17 protein-coding genes and 1 pseudogene are annotated in these 20,482 nt (G+C 51.1%); 16 read left to right on the top strand and 2 right to left on the bottom strand.

Annotation, left to right across the window (positions count from 1 at the left end; translation table 11 throughout):
* Position 1 precedes the first annotated feature (1 nt).
* The 8 genes and pseudogenes from SD71_RS06680 (at position 2) to SD71_RS06710 (ending at position 13,381) form a co-directional block, all read left to right on the top strand.
* On the top strand, positions 2-3,337 hold the full coding sequence (locus tag SD71_RS06680) for a dynamin family protein (protein ID WP_041061263.1): 3,336 nt from the start codon (positions 2-4) through the stop codon (positions 3,335-3,337).
* Between the two features lie 26 nt (positions 3,338-3,363).
* A complete protein-coding gene (locus SD71_RS06685; protein ID WP_041061264.1) occupies positions 3,364-3,615 on the top strand; it encodes a hypothetical protein in 252 nt (83 codons plus the stop codon).
* 182 nt (positions 3,616-3,797) lie between these two features.
* A pseudogene (locus SD71_RS24750) lies at positions 3,798-7,652 on the top strand (Ig-like domain-containing protein); the annotation flags it as partial.
* A gap of 281 nt (positions 7,653-7,933) precedes the next feature.
* Positions 7,934-8,101 carry an S-layer homology domain-containing protein gene (locus SD71_RS24755; protein ID WP_235427019.1) on the top strand — a complete coding sequence of 56 codons (168 nt, stop codon included), beginning with the start codon at positions 7,934-7,936 and terminating at the stop codon, positions 8,099-8,101.
* Positions 8,102-8,116: 15 nt separating this feature from the next.
* Positions 8,117-8,470, top strand: coding sequence for an MmcQ/YjbR family DNA-binding protein (locus SD71_RS06695; RefSeq protein ID WP_041061268.1), 354 nt, complete (start codon positions 8,117-8,119; stop codon positions 8,468-8,470).
* A 199-nt stretch (positions 8,471-8,669) separates the two neighbouring features.
* Entirely contained in the window at positions 8,670-11,348 is a 2,679-nt protein-coding gene (locus SD71_RS06700; RefSeq protein ID WP_041061270.1) for a phosphodiester glycosidase family protein, read from the top strand.
* 145 nt (positions 11,349-11,493) lie between these two features.
* Positions 11,494-12,690: a sensor histidine kinase gene (locus SD71_RS06705; RefSeq protein WP_052476038.1), complete on the top strand. Its 1,197-nt coding sequence runs from the start codon at positions 11,494-11,496 to the stop codon at positions 12,688-12,690.
* Complete coding sequence (locus SD71_RS06710) at positions 12,662-13,381, top strand: response regulator (RefSeq protein WP_041061272.1); 720 nt, start codon at positions 12,662-12,664, stop codon at positions 13,379-13,381. The genes SD71_RS06705 and SD71_RS06710 overlap by 29 nt, the downstream gene beginning before the upstream one ends.
* A gap of 288 nt (positions 13,382-13,669) precedes the next feature.
* Here SD71_RS06710 and SD71_RS06715 read toward each other — a convergent pair whose 3' ends face one another.
* On the bottom strand, positions 13,670-14,350 hold the full coding sequence (locus SD71_RS06715) for a hypothetical protein (RefSeq protein WP_041061275.1): 681 nt from the start codon (positions 14,348-14,350) through the stop codon (positions 13,670-13,672).
* A gap of 282 nt (positions 14,351-14,632) precedes the next feature.
* Here SD71_RS06715 and SD71_RS22065 point away from each other — a divergent pair, with 282 nt between their 5' ends.
* The 3 genes from SD71_RS22065 (at position 14,633) to SD71_RS06730 (ending at position 17,043) form a co-directional block, all read left to right on the top strand.
* Positions 14,633-15,076: a hypothetical protein gene (locus SD71_RS22065; RefSeq protein WP_052476039.1), complete on the top strand. Its 444-nt coding sequence runs from the start codon at positions 14,633-14,635 to the stop codon at positions 15,074-15,076.
* Positions 15,077-15,220: 144 nt separating this feature from the next.
* Positions 15,221-15,562, top strand: coding sequence for a hypothetical protein (locus SD71_RS23495; RefSeq protein ID WP_041061277.1), 342 nt, complete (start codon positions 15,221-15,223; stop codon positions 15,560-15,562).
* Positions 15,502-17,043, top strand: a complete 1,542-nt coding sequence (locus SD71_RS06730; protein ID WP_082034099.1) for a DEAD/DEAH box helicase — start codon at positions 15,502-15,504, stop codon at positions 17,041-17,043. Before SD71_RS23495 ends, SD71_RS06730 begins: the two co-directional genes overlap by 61 nt.
* Positions 17,044-17,081: 38 nt before the next feature.
* Here SD71_RS06730 and SD71_RS23890 read toward each other — a convergent pair whose 3' ends face one another.
* The gene (locus tag SD71_RS23890) at positions 17,082-17,234 is read right to left on the bottom strand and encodes a hypothetical protein (RefSeq protein WP_161793350.1); all 153 of its coding nucleotides are present in this window, start codon (positions 17,232-17,234) and stop codon (positions 17,082-17,084) included.
* 98 nt (positions 17,235-17,332) lie between these two features.
* Between SD71_RS23890 and SD71_RS06735 the strand changes: the two genes are divergently transcribed.
* The 5 genes from SD71_RS06735 to SD71_RS06755 all read left to right on the top strand — a co-directional run bounded on the left by SD71_RS06735 (position 17,333) and on the right by SD71_RS06755 (position 20,461).
* A complete protein-coding gene (locus SD71_RS06735) occupies positions 17,333-17,857 on the top strand; it encodes a ComF family protein (RefSeq protein ID WP_052476041.1) in 525 nt (174 codons plus the stop codon).
* Positions 17,858-17,887: 30 nt separating this feature from the next.
* Positions 17,888-19,072, top strand: a complete 1,185-nt coding sequence (locus SD71_RS06740; RefSeq protein WP_041061281.1) for an acyltransferase — start codon at positions 17,888-17,890, stop codon at positions 19,070-19,072.
* Between the two features lie 90 nt (positions 19,073-19,162).
* Positions 19,163-19,567 (top strand): TIGR03826 family flagellar region protein, encoded by a 405-nt coding sequence (locus tag SD71_RS06745; RefSeq protein WP_041061284.1) that lies wholly within the window; start codon positions 19,163-19,165, stop codon positions 19,565-19,567.
* A 106-nt stretch (positions 19,568-19,673) separates the two neighbouring features.
* Positions 19,674-19,955: a flagellar biosynthesis anti-sigma factor FlgM gene (gene flgM / locus SD71_RS06750; protein WP_041061285.1), complete on the top strand. Its 282-nt coding sequence runs from the start codon at positions 19,674-19,676 to the stop codon at positions 19,953-19,955.
* An 11-nt stretch (positions 19,956-19,966) separates the two neighbouring features.
* Positions 19,967-20,461 (top strand): flagellar protein FlgN, encoded by a 495-nt coding sequence (locus SD71_RS06755; protein ID WP_041061287.1) that lies wholly within the window; start codon positions 19,967-19,969, stop codon positions 20,459-20,461.
* Positions 20,462-20,482: the final 21 nt, after the last annotated feature.

The following is a 20,482-nucleotide window of genomic DNA, read 5'->3' on the forward strand; positions in this document are numbered from 1 at the left end:
CATGTCTTTGAAACCCATTCGTCAAGGAAGTGCCGATACGGCACATCCGTTACTGCGAGAGTTCATCAAACTGCACCCCATCCCCGACGAGTGCGTCCGATTCGTGGAAGATGCAACGATTATATCCGAGCAATGGTTCGGTGAAGATTCCGTCAAAGGGATCTTCTTTGCTTCCGACTATCGCTGCGGGGTAATCACGAAGAGCAACGAAGGAGCGCTTGTCTATTATACCGCTCCGTATACTCACATCCGGTACTTTGCCATTAGCGGCGAGCGCGGATTTCAACTCAGCTTTTGTACTCCTGATCATTATACGGATCCATCCCATGACATCGACTTGGAAATCACACTTACGGCTGGCACCCGATTCGAGCAAGTACTCAACTGCGTACTCAAGGAGCGTGTGTGCACCACTCATCCGTATGTCGCGAAGGATTTGCCGGAAGTGTATCGGCTAATCTACCAGGGGCGATTCGAATCGGCACTATCGAAGCTGCGGCAGCTGAAGGATTTGGATCCAATATCCGCCACAGTGCACGTGATGACCGCCAGAACCTATGCAGCATGGGGACGCAGGGCGAAAGCCATCAGCTACGCGGCTCACGAACTTCGTCTTGCGTGGTATGTGGTGCCGGAACTTTTGCTGTTCGAATTCATCTGGTATGACTGGCATCCCGGCGCAATCGGCGATTTAATCGATCCGGATCAACTCGACGATGATGACGATCGAATCATGCATGAGCTTGCGCAGGCGGCAAAAGCCAAACACAGCGGGAACATGGACGTGTTCGTCAGACGTGTATGCCAGGCGGCAACGATGTGGATGAACCGCAAGGATCCTGCCGATTGGCTGGATTGGCTGCCTTTCACGTTCGTGGGTAATCTGTTCAATTACCTGAACAAATCGACGGAGGCAAGCATTCGCCAGGTCTGCACAGCATTCGAGGCTGATTTCATAGCGAAGTTGGATCCGGCAGCCGATCCTGAAGTCGCAGCCCATCTCAAGCAGATCGTCCGTCTCTTTGTGTCACTGACCGAACATGGCGAAACCCCGGATTACCTCGAGCGGATATCCCAAATTTACGATATGGGCGGTCTGCAGCTGGAGAAAGACATTTTTCAAGAGTCCTTCGACAGCCTGAAGAGTGCTTCATACATAAAGAAAGAATTGCCGCCCATTGATTATTTGGGCTTAGAAGTGTTCATCGGCGACGAAGATACGGACGCATCCGCATGGAAATTGAGTCACCCCGGACAGATATCCAAGTACGGCGTTGCACGGCTGTTCGCAGAGCTGCGCACAGAGCGTGAAAAGCGGCCGAACAAGGCGGCATTGGATCAGCTGCTGCGCGACAAATCGGAAGATTGGCTGCACGGGCTCGACGAGCATGGATTGGCATTTATCCTTCTTTTGATCGAAGCTGAGGTGCTGATCCGTGACGGCTTCGAACGTGATGCGCTCAAACGGCTGCATATCTGGCGCAGGAAGAAGGCGCATCTGCTCGGTACCTACTTTGATCCCTATCTTAGATTCGGCGATCAAATTCTTCGATTCTACGAGGCGTGGGCGCTGCGAAACATAGACGATCTGCGGGAAGCATCAGCCGGTGTTCCCGATGTGCATCCTTTCGTCTGGCTCCACGATCTCGGGAGAGAGATTGCAGCTGAGTGGACCTCGCAGAAGACCGGCGCTGCGGTGGATGTGATGGAGGAGATGAAGGCAGTCATCCGGCATGCGCAACGGTTATCTACATCGACTGAACTTACCGCCGGAACTCTGGACCGCACGGAGGCTTTCCACCAAGGGCTGCAGCGAAGCTTCGACGAAGTGGCGGCTTCCAAGGAGGCGGAGTCGGATACACAGGAGATCCGGATCGCGGTAACGGGCGAATTCAGTGCAGGGAAATCGACACTGCTGAATGCGCTTTTCGGCACCAACTTGTTTTTCGCCACCCAAGAAGAAGCGACCGGTGTGCCTGCGGAGGTGCGTTTCGGAGAGCAGATTCGCATTGAGGTGCTCGACCGTTCGGCTGCCGTGCGCAGCCGGCTTGAGGTGCCCGCTTCCTGGATGATGCCAGACGGTACCACCTTGCAGGAAGGCCGACTGGAACAGGTCGTGCAATTTGTTGCGGATCATACGCGGGTTGGTGCCGCCGCATTGCAATGGGTGGAGCGAATCGCCGTGTATTGGCCGCTTGCCGGACTTCCGCATAACGCGGTACTTATTGATACGCCGGGGTTCAATGCCGGCACCGGACGAACCGCCATAGCGGATAGGGTGCTTAAGAGCGCGCATATTTGCCTGTATATTATGGACGCGCGTCAGGCGTTGAAGGGCAAGGAGATGGACACGCTCCGCATGATCCGCGAGGAAGCGGGTAAATCGTTCATTGTGCTGAACAAGGCTGACCTGATTCTCGGCGATGACGAGCTGGATTGTGACGGAGCAGACTCGCTGGATGCCACTGTCGGCCGGGTTCGTGACGACCTGTCACAGCAATTCGGGGTGGAAGAGCTTCTCCTGTACCCGGTATGTTCTTTGCCGAAAGAACAAGTGCCCGCAGAGGCCGTACGTTATTCGGAAGCTCTGCGTTCCCTCATGGAGAAGGTGTTCCGCGAAGCGCGCGATCAACAGTTGGACCTGGTCATCGACGCTGCGGCCAAATCTTCGTTGAGCGTATTCAGAACAGTCGAAGAATCAATCACTAACCGTATCGCAGAAGGCGACCGGGAGCTCTCGGAGCTGGAGAAAGCGATTCCTGCAGACATGAGCATCTACGAAGACCGTATCGAAGAGCTGCTGCAAGAAGTGCTGTATGCGCACAGGAGCACATTTATCCGGAACATGGACGAAACGATCGGCAAGACTTTTAACGACTCCGCAGATGCATTCGCCGTCTGGCTTCGAGGCATTTCTTCCGCGGGGGAACTGAAAAACAAGGTACAAAACCGCGCCGAATCGCAGCTTCAAAGCGCCCTTCATACGATCGAGCAAGCACGAAACCGCGAGTTGGAGCGGATGGGCCGACAGATGACCCAGGATGTGGGCGATTTCATTCAAGGCCTGTACCGCAGTCTTCCGTTCAAAGTTGAGGTGGACACCTCCGATTGGCTGCGCAGGCTGCCGACATTGAAGCTGGCTGGAAGCGGCCGAATGGGCTCAGGGCTCGGTAGCATCGATTACGGCGGCATAAGCGGAGGTGCCATTACGGTCGGGGCCATCGCGGGAGCGTTCGTGCTGGGGCCGATCGGTGCAGTGGTCGGAGGGTTTTTGGGACAATTGTTCGGTGGGAAGTCGGTTGATGAGGTAAAGTCAGAGGTTTACCAACCTTCGTAAATAACACCACTCAGGTATGGGATCAGGTGGCTGAGGTATGCAACGCGGACATCGCTCCTGAGAAGACCCAATCCTTCATCGGCCAGTTAAAGAAAGCCACACAGGAGCAATTGGCGTCATTCGAGAAAATCGTGAATGGGGAGATTACACGAAAACAAACCGTATGGGATCGGCGGCTCAACGAGATGATCGTTGTACAGCAGACGTTGGGCGAAATCCGGCTCAGTATGGCTCGCATGAGGCAGTGGCGGATCGACCGGCGCAAGCAGTTCATTTAGCGTAACCCCGCGAAGCTATTTTGCTCCTGAACTGCACCCCGATTGTTAGACACTACCTAACAATTGAAGGTGCAGTTTTTTTATGAATATGTCACTAAATTTTTTCTCGTATAAAGCCGAAATAGAAGGTACATATGTGTTTCTCGGGAGGTCTTTCTTTGCAACGTCTACGCGTTCTACCAATGGCCATTGTTTTAAGTTTACTTGCACAGTTATGGTTTACTTCGGCGTCATTTGCTGCACCAACAGGTCCTGTTGCGGTATCCATGTATCCCGGCGACAATGATGATCGAGTACCGGCCAATGCGAAATTGACGTTGACATTTGATGAGAATGTTATAAAGGGTACAGGCGGCAACATTACGGTTAAGAATCTGAATGATAATCAAGTTGCTTTTACATACAACGTGGTTGACCCCAAAATAACGCTGATCAAGCCCGATACCATTCAAATTGACCCACCGGCGAGTACGCTTGTCGCGGATAAAAGCTACTACGTCGAAATTAGCCCAAATGCTTTCTTGAACTCAGCAGGCACCGGTTTTGCAGGCATAACCAGTGCAACTGAGTGGAATTTCACCGTAATTCCAAGTGATAACATTGCACCAACGGCAACTTTCGATCAACCGAATTTGTCTACGGATCCTATAAAACTCACATTTAACGAGAGAGTATTTGCAAACTCAGGCAGCATCCGATTGATCAGAACGGATACGAATGACACACAAGTCATTTCGGTGTTATCTTCTGCAGTAACTGGCAGCGGTCTCGTCAATGGCAGCAGCCAGACGGTCATAACCATACAGCCGCCAACACGACTGGTGTCCGGTAAAGCTTACCAGATGCAAATAGACAATACTGCGTTTGTAGACGCTGTGGGCAATGCATACATACCTGCAACATTTCCTTTTACCGTGTCTGGATCCGCTATTACAGCCCAGAGCCTGCAGCCCGCTGACAATGATACGAACGTAAACCCAAATTCAGCTTTTACGGCCCGAATGGTTTTTGGTGTTAATATGGTTAAAGGGAATAGTGGTTTCATTTACTTAAAAAGAGTGGCTGACAACTCAACGGTAGATAGCATCAATATGGCTACGCAAGCTTCTCGAGTTACTGTTAACTCATCTACTGTCGATATTCAGTTTAACGGGACGTTACTCAACAACACACAATATTACATCACGATGGACCCTGGTGTACTCAAAGATACCGGCGGTAATCTCTACGAAGGAATTGTCGATGCAGAAACCTGGAATTTTACCACTTTAGCGGGTACGGACACTTCTCGTCCCATCCTTTCAGGCTCCACGTCATTAATACCGGTTCCAGGAGGCACCATGGCCTCTGTTAACGGTTCTCTGGTCATGAAGTTTAATGAACGAGTTAAACCTGGAAGCGGGACAATCGTGATCCGACATACCGCTTCTCCGCAATCGGTCTTTTGTTCTATTCCAGTCACATCGAATGCGATGGTAGGGGGAGGTACGGATACCCTTACGATTACTCCTTCTGCCTATTCAGGTTGCGGAAGCTTTGTTAAGAACACCAGGTACGCAGTACAAATCGGGAGCCTGGCGATCACGGATATGTCGGGTAATGCCTATCTGGGGATTCCATCTAGCGATTTTTCTACTTGGACTTTTATTGTGTCATCAGATTCCGTTCAGCCCGAGCTCGTTAGCACCACTCCATCTACGGGTTATCCAAGCGTCAAAACGAGCGGAACAATATTTACAATGAATTTTAGCGAAGATATTATCGTTACCGGCTCAGCAACGTTAATTCCCTTGACGCCCGGTGCGTCTGTCGTTACCACAGCGTTAAATAGAAGCGCTGTTGGCGCAGTGCAATTCACACCCGTAGGTTTAACAGCGGCAACAACTTACGTTGTTAATATTCCGAACGACGCGATTACGGATTTGGCAGGCAACCCGTTTCCGGGTATTTTGAATGACTATAGGTGGACGTTTCAGACCATCGGTTCCGATCGGGCGGCTCCTGTGCTTAGTAGCGCAGCAATGGACGGAAATGCGGTCGTACTCACATACAATGAGGATTTAGACGAGACGTTCATCCCCTATCCCGCGAATTACAATGTCACGGTTAATGGTGTCTCGAGACAAGTCAATGCAGTAGCGATCATCGGAAATACAGTAAGGCTTACACTTCACTCCGGCGTTGCTGTCGGTCAAACCGTCAAAGTATTTTACACCGTGAATTCCGATCCTTCACATAAGCTGCAGGATTTGTCCGGAAATATAGCTGCATTGCTGAACGCGAGAGATGTAACGAATACCAGTGACACGACTCTCGCTCGACCTTTGAGTGGTATGTTATCCGGTAATGTATTGACACTGACATTTAATAAACAGTTGGCTGCAGTTAGTAATAGTGCGGCGTCCCAGTTTTACGTTAAACTGGGCGGCTCAGCACAGGGAGCCAGTAGCATTCTCATAAACGGTAGCAGCGTTGTTATTACATTGTCTACAAGTGGAGCGAATGCACAATCAGTAGCCGTCAACTATACTCCCGGTTCAACGCCTCTCCGCGATCTGGGTGGCAACGCGGTAGCAGGTTTCACCGACTTTTATGTGCAGAACATCAACGACACGCTGGCCCCGGTATTATCTACAGCTGCCGTGTCCGGTTCAAAGGCGACACTGACATTCAACGAGGGGATTGCAGCAAACCCGCTGCCTTCAAAATCAAATTTTTCAGTTACAGTGAATAATAGTCCGGCACTTATCTCCGCTGTGGCAGTAAATAATAACACCGTAGAACTGAGCTTGTCGCAAGCGATTGCCGCTAATGCGGTTGTGGTCATCTCTTATCTGCCTGGCAGTACAGGAATCAAGGATTTGGCGGGTAACCCAGCGGCTGCAATTTATAGCTATCGCGTGGTAGCGGGAGCGCTGAATGCAGCTAAATTCTCGTATGCAACGGTCAATGGCAGCGACTTGACGATTACCTATAGCATAGCTCTGAACACTTCGTCTTTACCCTATGAATCTCAATTTTCCGTAAAAACGGATGGCATGCCGAACACCGTTACTGACGTTGTTGTATCTGGAACTCAGGTTGCTTTGAAATTGACAGCACCGGTGACAGCGAATCAACGCGTCACTCTCAGTTATTTTACGAATGGCATCGCACTGAAAGATTCACTTAATCAGACGGTAGATGCGATCAATGAAACTATCGTCACCAATCAGTCGTCCGGGAACGGCAATTTGCCGGATTATCTCGAACCCGATGGATCAGGAGGCTTCCGGTTTATTAACGCTAAGTCATCGACCACGGCAACCGCGAATACCGCTTCCGGCCGGTCGGCGCCTCGTTATTCGATTGCAGCGGACAAGCTGTCAGGCGCGTATGCGATCAGTGGGCAGCTCAGCTTTAAAGTGCCGGCTACCGATACTGCAGCGCTTGTGGCTCTTCCTGTTCGTTCCCTGCTGGACGCGGTACAGAGAAACGCTAACGCTTCGTTCCGCTTAGATTACGGCAACTACGGGTTCACTCTGCCTCTGGATGCCATTGATTTCAACAAAGAAATTTGGTCGGCAGGCGGCAACTCCGTAACGGCAATGCTGCAGCTTAGCATCGAGAAAGCTCCGAATTCTCGCATTAAAGATGCGCTCACCGGCAAAGGGATCACAGTAGCTGTAATGCCTGCGGACTTCAATGCGACGCTCTTATTAGATGGACGTGAGCGTGAAATTGATAACTACGAGAAATACGTTAAGCGTACCTTCTCTCTGCCTGGGGAAACGGGAGATCCTTTCACTGTCGTCCGGTTGGATGATGCTTCGGGGGAGATTTCCTATGTTCCAACACTCTCTGATTTTGGTGGTGGAGGGGCTATTGTTACTTTTTATCGCAAGGGTAATGGTGAATACGCAGTGATTCGGCACGGCGTGTACTTTAAAGACATGGCCAGTCATTGGGCGCAAAATGCAGTACTCGTCCTTGCATCGCAATTCATCGTCGACGGAGCCACCAAAACAACCTTTGAACCGAAACAAAACATTACGAGAGCCGATTTCGCCGAATATATCGTACGGGCACTGGGGCTGGATGGGGACAGAGCAGAAGGTCTGAAATTCAGGGACATATCGCCTACCGGCACATCAGCCGCTTACATTGGCGCAGCAGCAAGGCAAACATCATTAAGGGCGGCTTGGACCAGAAGTTCCGGCCGAATGCGCCGATCACCCGCGAAGAAATGGCAACCATTCTCGTTCGCGCCATGGATTATGCAGGAATGCCGGCAGCAGCATCAGATTCGGCTCTCACTCGTTTCAAAGATCGAAACAAAGTGAGCGGATGGGCAAAGCAAGGCATGTCCGTATGCGTAACGGTCGGATTCATTCAAGGGTCGAAGAGCAATCTAATTAACCCGCAAAGCAACACCAGCCGCGCAGAAGCAGCTATCATGATCCAGCGATTCGTGGATCAATTGCTGTCGGATTTAGAAAATCAATAAGAGCGGAGTACCACTATGAATCACACCCGACTTATAGATAAGGGCCTATCCCTGCCAGGCACCTCTCTGCAATACCCGTTCGATCCACACTTGCCGGTGTTGTTTGCGGGTAAGCGAATGTTTGCGCTGCTTGGCACAAATGCGGAGCATGAGAGTGTCAATCTCAAGGCTGAGCCAGAGGAAGCATGGCTGCTGCGCCAGCAATATCCTGGCTCGGTTCTCCCGGGCTACCATATGAACAAGAAGCATTGGAACACAGTTATTCTTGACGGCACCGTCCCCGACAAAGAAATCCTGGTCATGCTGGAGCAATCCTATTATCTCGTATGCAGCAAGATGACCAAGCGGGAGCGGGAGCAACTGAAGTAACTTATATGCATGAGGCAGGCGGCGCCCAAAGCCGTCTTTTTTTGCGCGCACCCTACCACTTCTCCTTATCACCCCACAAAAATTGATAGCTTTCGCTTATCGCGTGTAACTTTTCGCCTAGTAAAGAGTCTAATAGAGAGTGACCACGGAGGCTTATAGTCTCCCACAAATTCTAATAGATCCTACAGGAGAACATTACATGCGCAAAAATCGCCAAAAAACTTCAAAATTCATTCTACCCGTCCTCGCAGGAGCACTGGTGTTTACATCACCTTTTAGCACAGCTGTTTTTTATCCGACCTCGCACGTTGCAGCTGCAGTAACCGTTACATACCAACTCGTCAAAAAAGACGAAACGATCGTCACCTCAGGCGCTCGCAACGTAACTTATGCTTGGGTGCCTTCCGACTCTGCCAAACCGACAGAGGTACTTCATGTCCTCGAAATTGACCTCAACAATCCGTATATCCAACTCAATGCTTTGAGCGGCCGGGGCGGCAGCGTCACTTCGGGCCAATCCGTCACGGAAATGGTAAAAGAGACCGGCGGCGTCGCAGGCGTCAATGGAGATGTGTTCGGCACAGGCAACGAAGGAGCCCCGATGGGCGCGCAGATCAACAGCGGCGAGCTGGTGGTCAGCACCAGCCAGCTGAAAGGGATGTACGCCTTCGCGGTCACGAAAGACCGCAATCCGATGATCGATGAATTTAGTTTCTCCGGCAGCGTAACGGCAGCCGACGGCAACAAGTTCACACTAAGCGGCATCAACAAATCGGCTTATCGCACCGAGCCGAACAGCGGATTTAGCCATGTGGATGCTTTGTATGTTTATACGAATGCATGGACAGCGCCTGAAAGGCCGGCGAAGAGCGACACAACCCCTACTGAAGCGCTGGTTGTGAATGGCGTTGTAACTGAAATCTCTGTGGGCACGCAGATTCAGACGGCGATCCCGGACAACGGTTATATTGTTCGCGGACACCGGTCAGCGGCTGATTTTATCACCGGTCACCTCAAAGTTGGTGATACGGTCAACTACAATTATGAGCTTAAGTCTTTGACTACAGGCAAGTCCTATGATCCCTCCACCTTCCAAATGATGGTCGGCGGTCATACGCTGCTGCTCAACAACGGTGCGGCGATTCCTTTTACGCGCGATGTCAATGGAGTCAGCGGTTATGCGGATCGCGCACGTACGGCAGTCGGTTACTCCAAAGATGGAAGAAAAGTGTATCTGTTAACGGTTGAGGAGAACGGCGCTCGTGAAGGTGTGTCGCTCAAAGAACTGCAGCAGATGATGGTGAAACTAGGAATCTGGAAAGGTGTAAACCTTGACGGGGGCGGATCGACCACGATGGTTACTCGTCCGCTGGGAGAATTCCAGGTTGAGCTTGCCCACCCGACTTCTTACGGCACGACTCAGCGCCAAGTCTCCAACGGAATCGGCGTGTACACCGATGCGCCTGCCGGCAGCCTCAAAGGCATTGTGGCCAGCGGAGCCAAAACATTATTTATCGGCCAGCAAACCTCCTATTCTCTTAAAGCTTACGATACTTACTACAATCCGATAGATCCGAATGGCTTAAAGCCAATATGGAGCGTTAATAATTCGTTAGGCTCATTCAGCAACGGCGTATTCCAACCTGCACGCGCGGGCGAAGCGACACTCACAGTCAAAGCCGGCACAGCCAAGGACACTTTACCTCTTGAGGTTATCGGCGAGAAACAGGTGAAGCGGCTGATTATCGACCCAAGCACAACAGCATTGCAAGCAGGAAGCACGATCTCGGTTCCCGTAAAAGTGGAGCTCATGGACGGACGTCAATTATCGGTTCCGGCCGCTTCTGTAAAATGGGAGTTCGTAGGATTTACCGGAAGAGCGAGCGGCGGCAGTCTGACGATCGACAGCGTTGGAGCTAATGCGTCGGTCGGTTACGCAATCGCGAGATACGACGGCTTCGGTACGGTGGCGGTTCTCACACCGGGTGCGGCGGCATCGCTAGAAAACTTTGAAAATACCACATACAACGTTAGTTTCTCCGGTTTGCCTGCTGCAGAGACCGTCGGCTCAGCTGCTATTACTACAGGAATTCCAGGACGCGAAAATTCCAAAGTGCTGGATTTGATGTATGACTTCACTTCGGGATCCGGAAACCGTTTTGCGTATGCGCACCTGAATGACGGGGACGGATTGACTTTAGAAGGAAACCCTAGCTCTATGACTCTTGATGTTCTGGGAGACAATAGTGCGAATTATCTCAGAGCGGAAATTATAGATGGAAACGGCAAAACGCATTGGGTGGACATCGCCCGTCAAATCAACTGGTCCGGTTGGAAGAACATCCGTGTAGATCTTGCCGCACAAGGCTTGAAAGGTCCTTCCAAGCTGACTCGGCTGTATGTTCTAAACCTGGAGCAAGATCAGGACGAGCGTGCGCTGCAGGGTGAGGTAGCTTTTGACAACCTGACATTGCAATACCCGGCGGGAGTGATAGATACCGTTAATCCAACGATCGTCATGACTGTCGGTAAGACGCAAGCGACAGTAGACGGTCAGTCGGCTAAACTGCCCGCAGCTCCTTTCGTGCAGCCTGGCACCAACAGCAACTACTTGCCGTTGCGTTTTGTGGCGGACACCTTGGGAGCCGAAGTCAAGTGGGATAATAAAGCGAAAAGAGTGACCGTCCTGCGTGGCAAGACGATGCTTGAATTGTGGGTAGGTAAAAAGGATATGACGCTGAACGGTGTGCGTCAGCCGGTCGCCGTCACCCCGATCGTCAAGAATAACAGTGTCTTCGTACCTGTACGTCTGATCTCGGAGCAGCTCGGCCAGAAAGTAGAGTGGAACGGCGCCGCCAAAACGATTACAATTCACTAATTTTTGTATCAAAAGACCTAAACGCTAGTCTATCTAAGTTGCAAATATGATATGATGGATTCATGCCTTAGTCCCCCGAAATAGCCCTCTATTTCGGGCAACAACCTAGATTTTCATGGCTCCTAAGTGTAAGGGAGTAGGTATTATGGATTTTCGTGTAGAGCAAATTGATCAGGTAATCCAGAATGCAATCGGCGTAATGGAGGATAGCAAAGTTCAAATCTATGAAATTTGCGAAGCCGCACGCCGGGAGCTCGTCTCCCTTAGCCAAGAGCTGGACGATGTACTGGCCGAAACGAACGAGACGATTGATAAGGTAGATCGGCTTGAACGGGAGTATCGGCTTGCGAGAGCTCGACTATCCGAGGTGAGCAAGGATTTCGTCCGCTATACCGAGCAAGATATTAAAACTGCCTACGAGAAAGCAACTCAAATTCAGACAGATCTGATGGTGTACAGGGAAAAAGAGAATTACTTGAAAGAACGCCGCGGTGAGCTGCAAAAGCGCGCCAAGAACGTGGAAGTGTCCATTGAGCGCGCGGAAACACTCAACATCCAGATGAGCGTCGTTCTGGAGTATTTGTCCGGCGATTTGAATCAGGTGACCCGCATTCTTGAATCGGCGAAGAACCAGCAGATGATCGGTCTCAAGATCATTCTCGCCCAAGAGGAAGAGCGCAAGCGGATGGCCCGGGAGATCCACGACGGTCCCGCGCAGTCGCTTGCGAATCTGGTCATGCGCACGGAAATCGCGGAACGGATGCTCGACACGAACGATCTACAGTTGATTCGCAACGAACTCATTGACCTTAAAGGCCAGATCCGGTATGGATTGGAAGAAATTCGCAAAATTATTTTCAACCTCCGGCCGATGGCTTTGGATGATTTGGGGTTAGTACCGACACTACGCAAGTTTGTGCAAGATTTCGAGGAGAAGAACATGATTCGCTCTGCATTCGAGACGACGGGCAAGGAAAGACGTCTGCCCACAGCGCTCGAAGCAGGCGTGTTCCGCCTCGTGCAGGAAGCATTTAATAACGCTTTGAAGCATGCCAATCCTACTTTCGTCTCTGCGGAATTGAATTTTCTGCAGGACAGTATCCATCTGCTCATTGAGGACAACGGAGCCGGTTTCCATGTGGATGTCGTCCAGTCGAAGACGCGGATCAATTCACAATTCGGCCTCGTGGGTATGACGGAACGCGTTAAGCTGCTTCAAGGCAAGATCGACATCGATTCAGCACCGGGACAAGGAACCAAAATCAATATTTTTGTCCCACTTAAGACGGGGCCAGAAAAGGAGTTAATCGCACATGGAGACCAAAGCGGTTCGGCCAGTTAAAGTCCTCCTTGCCGACGATCATCAGCTTTTTCGTGAAGGGCTGAAGCGGATTCTTAATATGGAGAAGGATCTTGAAGTCATCGGCGAGTGCAGCGATGGCATTCAGGTCCTGGAATTCTGCAACCGCTATAAGCCGGACGTCGTTCTTCTGGACATCAACATGCCGATCGAGAACGGTGTGGTGGCGACCGAGAAGCTGCGCGATATTTTTCCGGATATCAAGATTATTATTCTCTCCATTCACGACGATGAAAGCTATGTTTTCGAGACGCTTCGCAAGGGTGCAACGGGCTACCTGCTGAAGGATATGGAAGCGGAATCGCTGATCAACGCCATTCGCACGGTTGCGGAGGGATATGCCTATATTCATCCTAAAGTAACGGGCAAGCTGATCAATCAGCTGAGGCGCATGACTTATCTCGACGAGATCGGTGCCACTTCCGGTGCCGCTGCCAGCAAGGAGACGGTCACCAAGTTTATTCCGCGCGGCAACAATCCGCTTACGCGCCGGGAAGCCGAAGTGCTTCGCCTGATGGCGGAAGGGAAGAGCAACAAGAGCATCGGCGAGAACCTCTTCATCAGCGAGAAAACGGTCAAAAACCACGTCAGCAGCATCCTGCAGAAGATGGAAGTCGACGACCGCACCCAAGCGGTAATCCACTCTATCAAATTCGGCTGGGTAACTGTGTAACGCCTAACTACATAGGATGACATCATTATTCGCGGTTCCGAGGCCTGCAAGCCTCCGGGGCCGCGATTTTTTGGCTTTACGGGGATCCGCCGCTATTCCTAACGCCCAATTTGTCCGTATCAGACACCATCGTGTGATGAAATACAGCGGATACGGACATTTTGGGCGTATCAGAGAGTAAATTTTACTCAAAAGCCTTAGACAGCTCGGTGATACGGACGTTTTGTCCGCATCCGTGGGCGCCACGAGAGAAAGTAGAGAGGATACGGACATTTTGGGCGTAACAATCTAAAGGCCCAGCAACTCGGCATTCACATTGGCACTCAACCGGTAAAAGTTAATTCGACGCGTACCCACTCCGGCTGGCTCCAACAAACTTTTCTCCCGCAGTCCATGCAACAAGCGCCGCGCTTTCTTGTCGCTTATCCCGAGTTGTGTGGCAACCTCAAGCGGATAAACGAGTCCTCTGTGCCGTAACGCTAACCGCAAAATATCTCGTTCTTCCGAACTGAGTATGGAGACTTCACCGTTTTTCTTATCGTTCACCCACCGGCCCATGAATTGCTGCAGGATCTGCTGGCACATGCGCGGGCGCTCGCGGAGATCGTCATAGGAAAAGCGGATCACCTTCCATCCGTCGAGTATCAGGTGATTCTGCCTCATCAAGTGATCGGAGAACTCGGACCGGCTCATTTTCTGCTGGTGGCTGCCGTAACCGTCTACTTCCAGATCCAACATCACATTACCGGAGATAAAAGCATGATCCAGATAGCGATGGCCATCCTTGAAATCATACACCTCGTATTCCGGATGTAAGTTATCAAAGTTACGGAATGCCGGCCACCAAATCTTTTCGAGCACCATTTTTTCACCGTGACCATGACCTTTCAGCAACCTCCGCAGCCTCTCTCCGCGACGCAGTTTCGCATGTTTCTCAATAAACGCGGCATATGCAGTCTCAAAGTCCATACCCCGACACCTCCCGATAAAATAGCAAAAACCGCCCATCACCCGGCGCATGGCCAAGCGAAAGAGCGGTGTGTGCTTCACAACCGATATCTAATTGCGTTAATTATATTAGGATCGCCTATATATTGTCAACCGCAGGCGTGTACGAATGCCGGACGGCTTCTGGCCGGAACTCCCGCCTCCTGCGCGGCATATATTGTGAGCACAAGTGCGACTGATCGCCAGGGATGCCTGCATCACGCGTAGTCGTCACTCATCGGGAAGGTAAAGGAGGTGGCCGCCGTGATTCCCGAGTTTTTCTGGGTAATCGGCTTTTACACAGCGGCCGCGGCTTTGGTGCATTGGGCAGTACGACGCGCAACAACCGGCGCTCACCGTCCCCGCCACTATGTGCTGGTCGCAGGCAACCACCAGTTGCAGATTGAAGGGTATGTCAGGGCTTTGCAGCAATTTTCCAGATGTTCGGGGACGGAAATCGGCATTACGGTGTTATTAGAAAATTCCTCGGATGAAACAGCGGAAATATTGAAAAGGTTTGCACGAGAGGATACAGGTATCGGTTACATGACAAAACAAGCGGATGCATCGGATTCATCCATGGAGCATTGGGAGCACTATTTAAACACGGCGGGTGGGCGTACAACGGTATGGGATCAAGTGGTTTGGGTGCAACTAGCGTGTGCGGAAGATTTGGCGAAGTTACCGCGCTGCAGGCGTGGAGCTTAAGGTGGGTAAAAAAGCATTGTCATCTGGCAGGAATTGTCATACAATCAGGTTAATAGTTAATCAAATTAAATGTGAGTGAAGCACACTCTTTGATCGCCGGACCGGCGATTGAGGGGTGTGTTTTTTGTTTGGAAGGATGATGGGATGAGAGCAGTGCTTTACGCGGTGAAAATAGGGACAAGTTGGCTGCCATTCTTCTCGATCGCTTGGGAGGTGGACAAACAGTTTTGGCCAAGTCCGACAGGCACAGCGAAAGAGATGATTCGTGTAAGTGACCAGTTGCCATTAGGAATCGCAGAGTCTGCGTGTGCGAGATTGAGAACCCGATTGAATGAGAAGAGAGATTGGGATGGGTCAGCTGTCAGCGTGGAGCTTAAAGCTGCAGTTCATTCCGCAACGAAGGAAGCGGGGAAAATAGAGTTTTCGTGCGTATACGCGGAACAGTCGTCGAGGATAAAAGGGGGAGGGAGCTCTCCGCGGCCGTAGACTTGGCTTGCCAGCATCTCGCCGGTCGTGCTCTGCTTCGTGAAGAGGCTGTGCAATTACTCTCTCAGCATTTACCTGATTCTACCAATGGTTTAGAAGTGCTGCAGCTAGCAGCCCTACAGGGTAAAGTTCAACTCACTACTGCGGTCGCACCCGCACCACAAAAACCGTGGCGATTGCTCCGCCGCTCGAAACAGCGGCTGCACTGCCGGCGCTGCGGCAGCCATGAAGACAAAATGCGGCGAACATATTGCGCCGCTTGCGGAAACATGTGCGCCTATTGTGAAGCTTGCCTTACCTTGGGCCGCAGCCGCGAGTGCGAACTGCTCGTAATCGGAGCGCCTGATCACTCCCAAGTGGGCTTACCCGGCCCCGCCGCTACTCCTGACCTCATTCAGCGATGGGGCTTAAGTCCCGCACAGAGTGCAGCAGCTGGAGCCGCACTGCAGTTTATCTCACGCCCTCACGCAGAATCTGCCACACCGCAAAACTTCCTGCTCTGGGCCGTCACCGGTGCCGGCAAGACAGAGATGATTTTCCCGTTGCTAGACGCTGTTTTATCCAAGGGAGGACGAGCCCTCGTGGCTACGCCTCGCCGGGACGTTGTGCTTGAATTGGCACCGCGGCTGGCAAAAGCTTTTCCAAACCGCACAATGACGACCTTGTACGGCGGCAGCAAAGAGCGATGGGAGAGTGGCGACCTTACAGTCGCTACAACCCACCAATTGCTCAGATTCCAAGAGGCATTCGACCTTGTCATTATTGACGAGCTCGACGCTTTTCCTTACCACAATGATCCCATGCTTCAATTCGCCGCGAACAAATGCTGCAAAAAATTCGGGTCCACCTTATTTCTAAGCGCCACCCCGCCGGCAGCTATGCAGCGTGCAGCAGCGCGCGGCCGCCTGCCTTGCGCCAGGGTTCCCGTAAGGTTCCATCAGCATCCTCTTCCCGTACCGAAGCGAATGGCTATGCCGCCTGCAACCCGCTGGCTAAGCAAACGCAAGCTGCCATCACACGTCGCCAAACCGATCACAGAATCTATCCGGCGCGGGGCTCAAATCTTCTTGTTCGTACCGTACGTTCGCCAAGTGGCGCCGCTGGTAAACTTGCTACGCGATTGCTCCCCGCAGCTAGGCATAGAGCCACAGCACATAGACGGGACCTCATCCAAAGATCTGCAGCGCGCAGACAAAGTAACCTTTTTTCGCAATAGAACCATTCAGTTGCTCGTCACTACAACGATACTGGAACGAGGCGTCACTGTGCCTAAAAGCGATGTGTTCGTCCTCGATGCCGACAACCCGCTGTTCGACTCCGCCTCGCTTGTCCAGATGGCAGGCCGGGCGGGTAGATCCGCCGAAGATCCGCATGGCCGCGTGTATTTTGCCTCAAACTCCCTCACGATCTCGCAGCGCGGTGCGATCCGCCAAATCCGCAGCATGAACCGACTGGCTAGAAAACAAGGTTATTTACTCTAGATCTCCAAAAGGGTGAACACCAACAATGCTAACGCAAATCAGTAAATGGTTTTCTGCAACTCCGGTGCCTTGTCCCCTTTGTGGACGCAGCAGCGCGCAAACCTCGAGCAAACCGCCCATTCCCGTTCGCCATCCCGCAGCAAGGCGGGTACTGTCAACCCTTTGCGCGTCTTGTCTGGTTGGTATTCCATGGATCGTTGCACCCATTTGCCGAGTGTGCGGCCGTGCGGAAGACTGCCAAGACTGCGTCCGAAGAAAGGTGCGGTATTACAATCGCAGCCGGTGCTCCGTGCGTTATGACTCCCTCATGAAAGACTGGCTGGCGCTGTACAAATATCGTGGGCACGAGAAGCTGGAACCCGTTCTTGCTGCTATGCTCGCCTTCGCGTATGAGCGCCTCAATGACGAACTCGGATCCCGCAACACATACCCCTTTTTCCACACCATCACCTCTGTCCCTTTAGCCCCCGAACGCCTGCAGGAAAGAGGGTTTAATCAAGCGGAACGCCTCGCCGTTCAATTATCCCAATGGTACGGTATCCGCTGCCGACCGCTTCTTGCCAGATTACGCCATACCGAGAAACAGAGTTTAAAAACCCGCCAAAGCCGGGTAAATGACATGATGGGCAATTTTGCGGCAACATCCGCAGTGGATTCTACCGACAATCTGCCCAATTCGGTTCATAGAATCATTCTGATCGACGACGTTTACACAACAGGGAGCACGATCAATGAATGTGCCAGAGTGTTGAAAGAATCCTCGGCGCCTGATTCTCCTGCTGAAATCTATGGACTCTTGTGGGCGCGTTCTTAGAATTTTGTCTATCATTTGCGGGGAGGCATCATGGAAAAACGCGCGAAACTATCGGAAATTGATCTTGTGCGGGGTTTTGCCATCATCGGAGTGTTGTTAGTACATTCTACTTCCGATGCCACAATTCAGATGTTGAATTCTGATCTTTTTAGTCTGTACAACTTCTTTAATATCTTTTTCAAGATCGGGACGACAACCTTCATTTTTCTGAGCAGCTTCGTTTTATTTTATAATTATTATCCGCAGCCTTTGACTATGAAGCAATTCAAGAAGTTTTACCGCAATCGGTTGATGTATGTGATCGTGCCGTATTTGCTGTTTACTGCTTTCTATTTTCTATTGGGATGGTGGAGCAAAGGGCAAGTTTGGGATTGGCCGGCAATGCTGTCCGCCCTTAAGTACAAGCTTCTAACAGGAACCGGCCATGAGCATCTGTATTTCGTGTTCATCAACATTCAACTGTACGTGCTGTTTCCCGTTCTCCTGTATCTATTTCAGCGTTTCAAATGGTTGGCGGCTTCCGCTATTGTTGTAGGCGTCTTGCTTCAGTGGGGATTTTTTCTGTGGAATAGAGAAACTCAGTTTATCGTTTACGATCGGGGCAGCTGGGCTCCGACCTATCTGGGGCAGTATTTTCTGGGCGCGTGGCTCGGGATGTACTTTGATCGGATCAAGTCTTGGTTAATCATCGCAAAAGAAAACATCAGGGCCTCCCGGGTGCTCGTGTGGATGACGATGTGGCTCGTATGGCTGGCTGCGGGAGTTTCTTATGTCACGATTTACTATAGAGCCCGGGCTGACAAAACTTTGTTTCATAACGCGGTATACGATCTTTTCTGGGATATTTACACGATGATCACGCCTTTGGTGTTGATTCAGGTCGCCTTCCTTTTGAGCAAAATGATGAAAAATACGTGGATTGGCGGTTTGCGTCACCTGGGTGTCATTTCGTTCGGTGTATATTTACTTCATCCGTTTATCCTGCTTGTATATCGTCAATTCCCGCCGGCAAACGGTGATACTTGGGTGCATCATTTGTGGTACGCAGGCGGTTTTGTTAGTGCGCTGGTTATTTCCTGGATTGTCGTTACCGTCATTAGCCGCTCGAACCGTTGGGCGTGGCTTGTGTTCGGTAGTGTCCCCTTACAATTGCAGGCCTCACAACGCGTCCGTTCGGATACGCCGCTTCCTGCGGCACCTTCCGTTCCGGCTTGAGACGGGCAGAAAATTTGTCATGCAAGTTTAGGAAAATTTTAGTACAATAATAGTTATTAGCTGGACTATTGTTGGAACGGGGGAAAGTCGATGAATTTAGGGAACTGTCCCCGCTGCGGGAAGCTGTTCGCTAAAAATTTTCGCGACGTCTGCGGCAATTGCTATCAAGAAATAGAGAAAGAGTATCAGAAATGTGCGGATCATTTAAGAAAGAATAGGGGCATAACCATACAGCAGCTGTCGGATGACACTGGCAGTTCGGTGAAACAGATCACACGATGGATCAGAGAAGGCCGTATCACGATCACCAACGCGCCTAACATGTCGTATCCTTGTGAATCTTGCGGAATCGTCCTGATCCGTGACGGGAATTTGTGTGATCCTTGCCGTGGCCGACTCACCCGTGACATCAAGAACGCCGAGCATTCCGAGAAACTGCAATCCTCGTTGGATGACAACAAGCCTGCCGGAACCTATCAGATTAAACGAATCTAATAATTGGAATTTCAGGTTCTATAAACAAAATACATTTTGTAACCGATAATACTTTCATTAGGATTGTCGGTTTTTTATTCGGGTAATTCCCATTGAGGTGAATAACGTGAAGATAAATGATACCGGGCGCATCGGAGCATATCGCACACAACAACAGCATTCGGAGCCCCGCACCAACCAGGCTTCCCCGAAACGCCGCAAGGACGAAGTTCAATTTTCCGCAGAGGCGATGGAGCTTCTGGGTGCTGCTCGCACGGAAGACCCTAATAGGGCGGAGCGTATTGATCAATTGAAGAAAGAAGTCGCTTCGGGAACATATAAAGTGGATGCGGGTAAATTGGCTGAGAAGCTGCTGCCTTTCTTCGGTCCGGGTTCAAGTAAGGAATGAGGTGAGCAAGCTTGAGCATCCAGAATTTGCTGAATACATTAAGAAGCTTATCTGATATACATGAGGAATTGCTCCAGCTTGCCCAGGAGAAGCAGCAGTTGGTCATTGAGAATCGCGTAGAGCAGCTGATCGCAGTGACCGGCAAGGAAACAAAAGCGATCGGAACTTTGGAACGATTGAATAAAGATGTTTCTAAATATACAACTGAAAGCCTGGCGGAGTTGGGATTAAGCTCCAAAGCCGGAGCCACTTTGGTTGACGTTATTCAAGCCATGTACCGAGCGGATTTGAAGGCCGAGATGCTAGACGTCGCCGAGCGCTTGAGAGATCAAGTACGCCAATTGAAAGAATTGAATGAAAGAAATCAGCTGCTAGTGCGGCAGTCACTAGACTATATCGGCTTTCAAATTGAATTATTAACTGCTCCGCACGACGATGTTACATACTCGCCGATCCATAAAGCAAAAGCCGGAACACCCCGTCGCACGTTCGATTCACGGGCTTAACCAACTGAAACAAGGGGATGT

The sequence above is a fragment of the Cohnella kolymensis genome, from assembly GCF_000829465.1.
Classification (GTDB): Bacteria; Bacillota; Bacilli; order Paenibacillales; family Paenibacillaceae; genus Cohnella; species Cohnella kolymensis.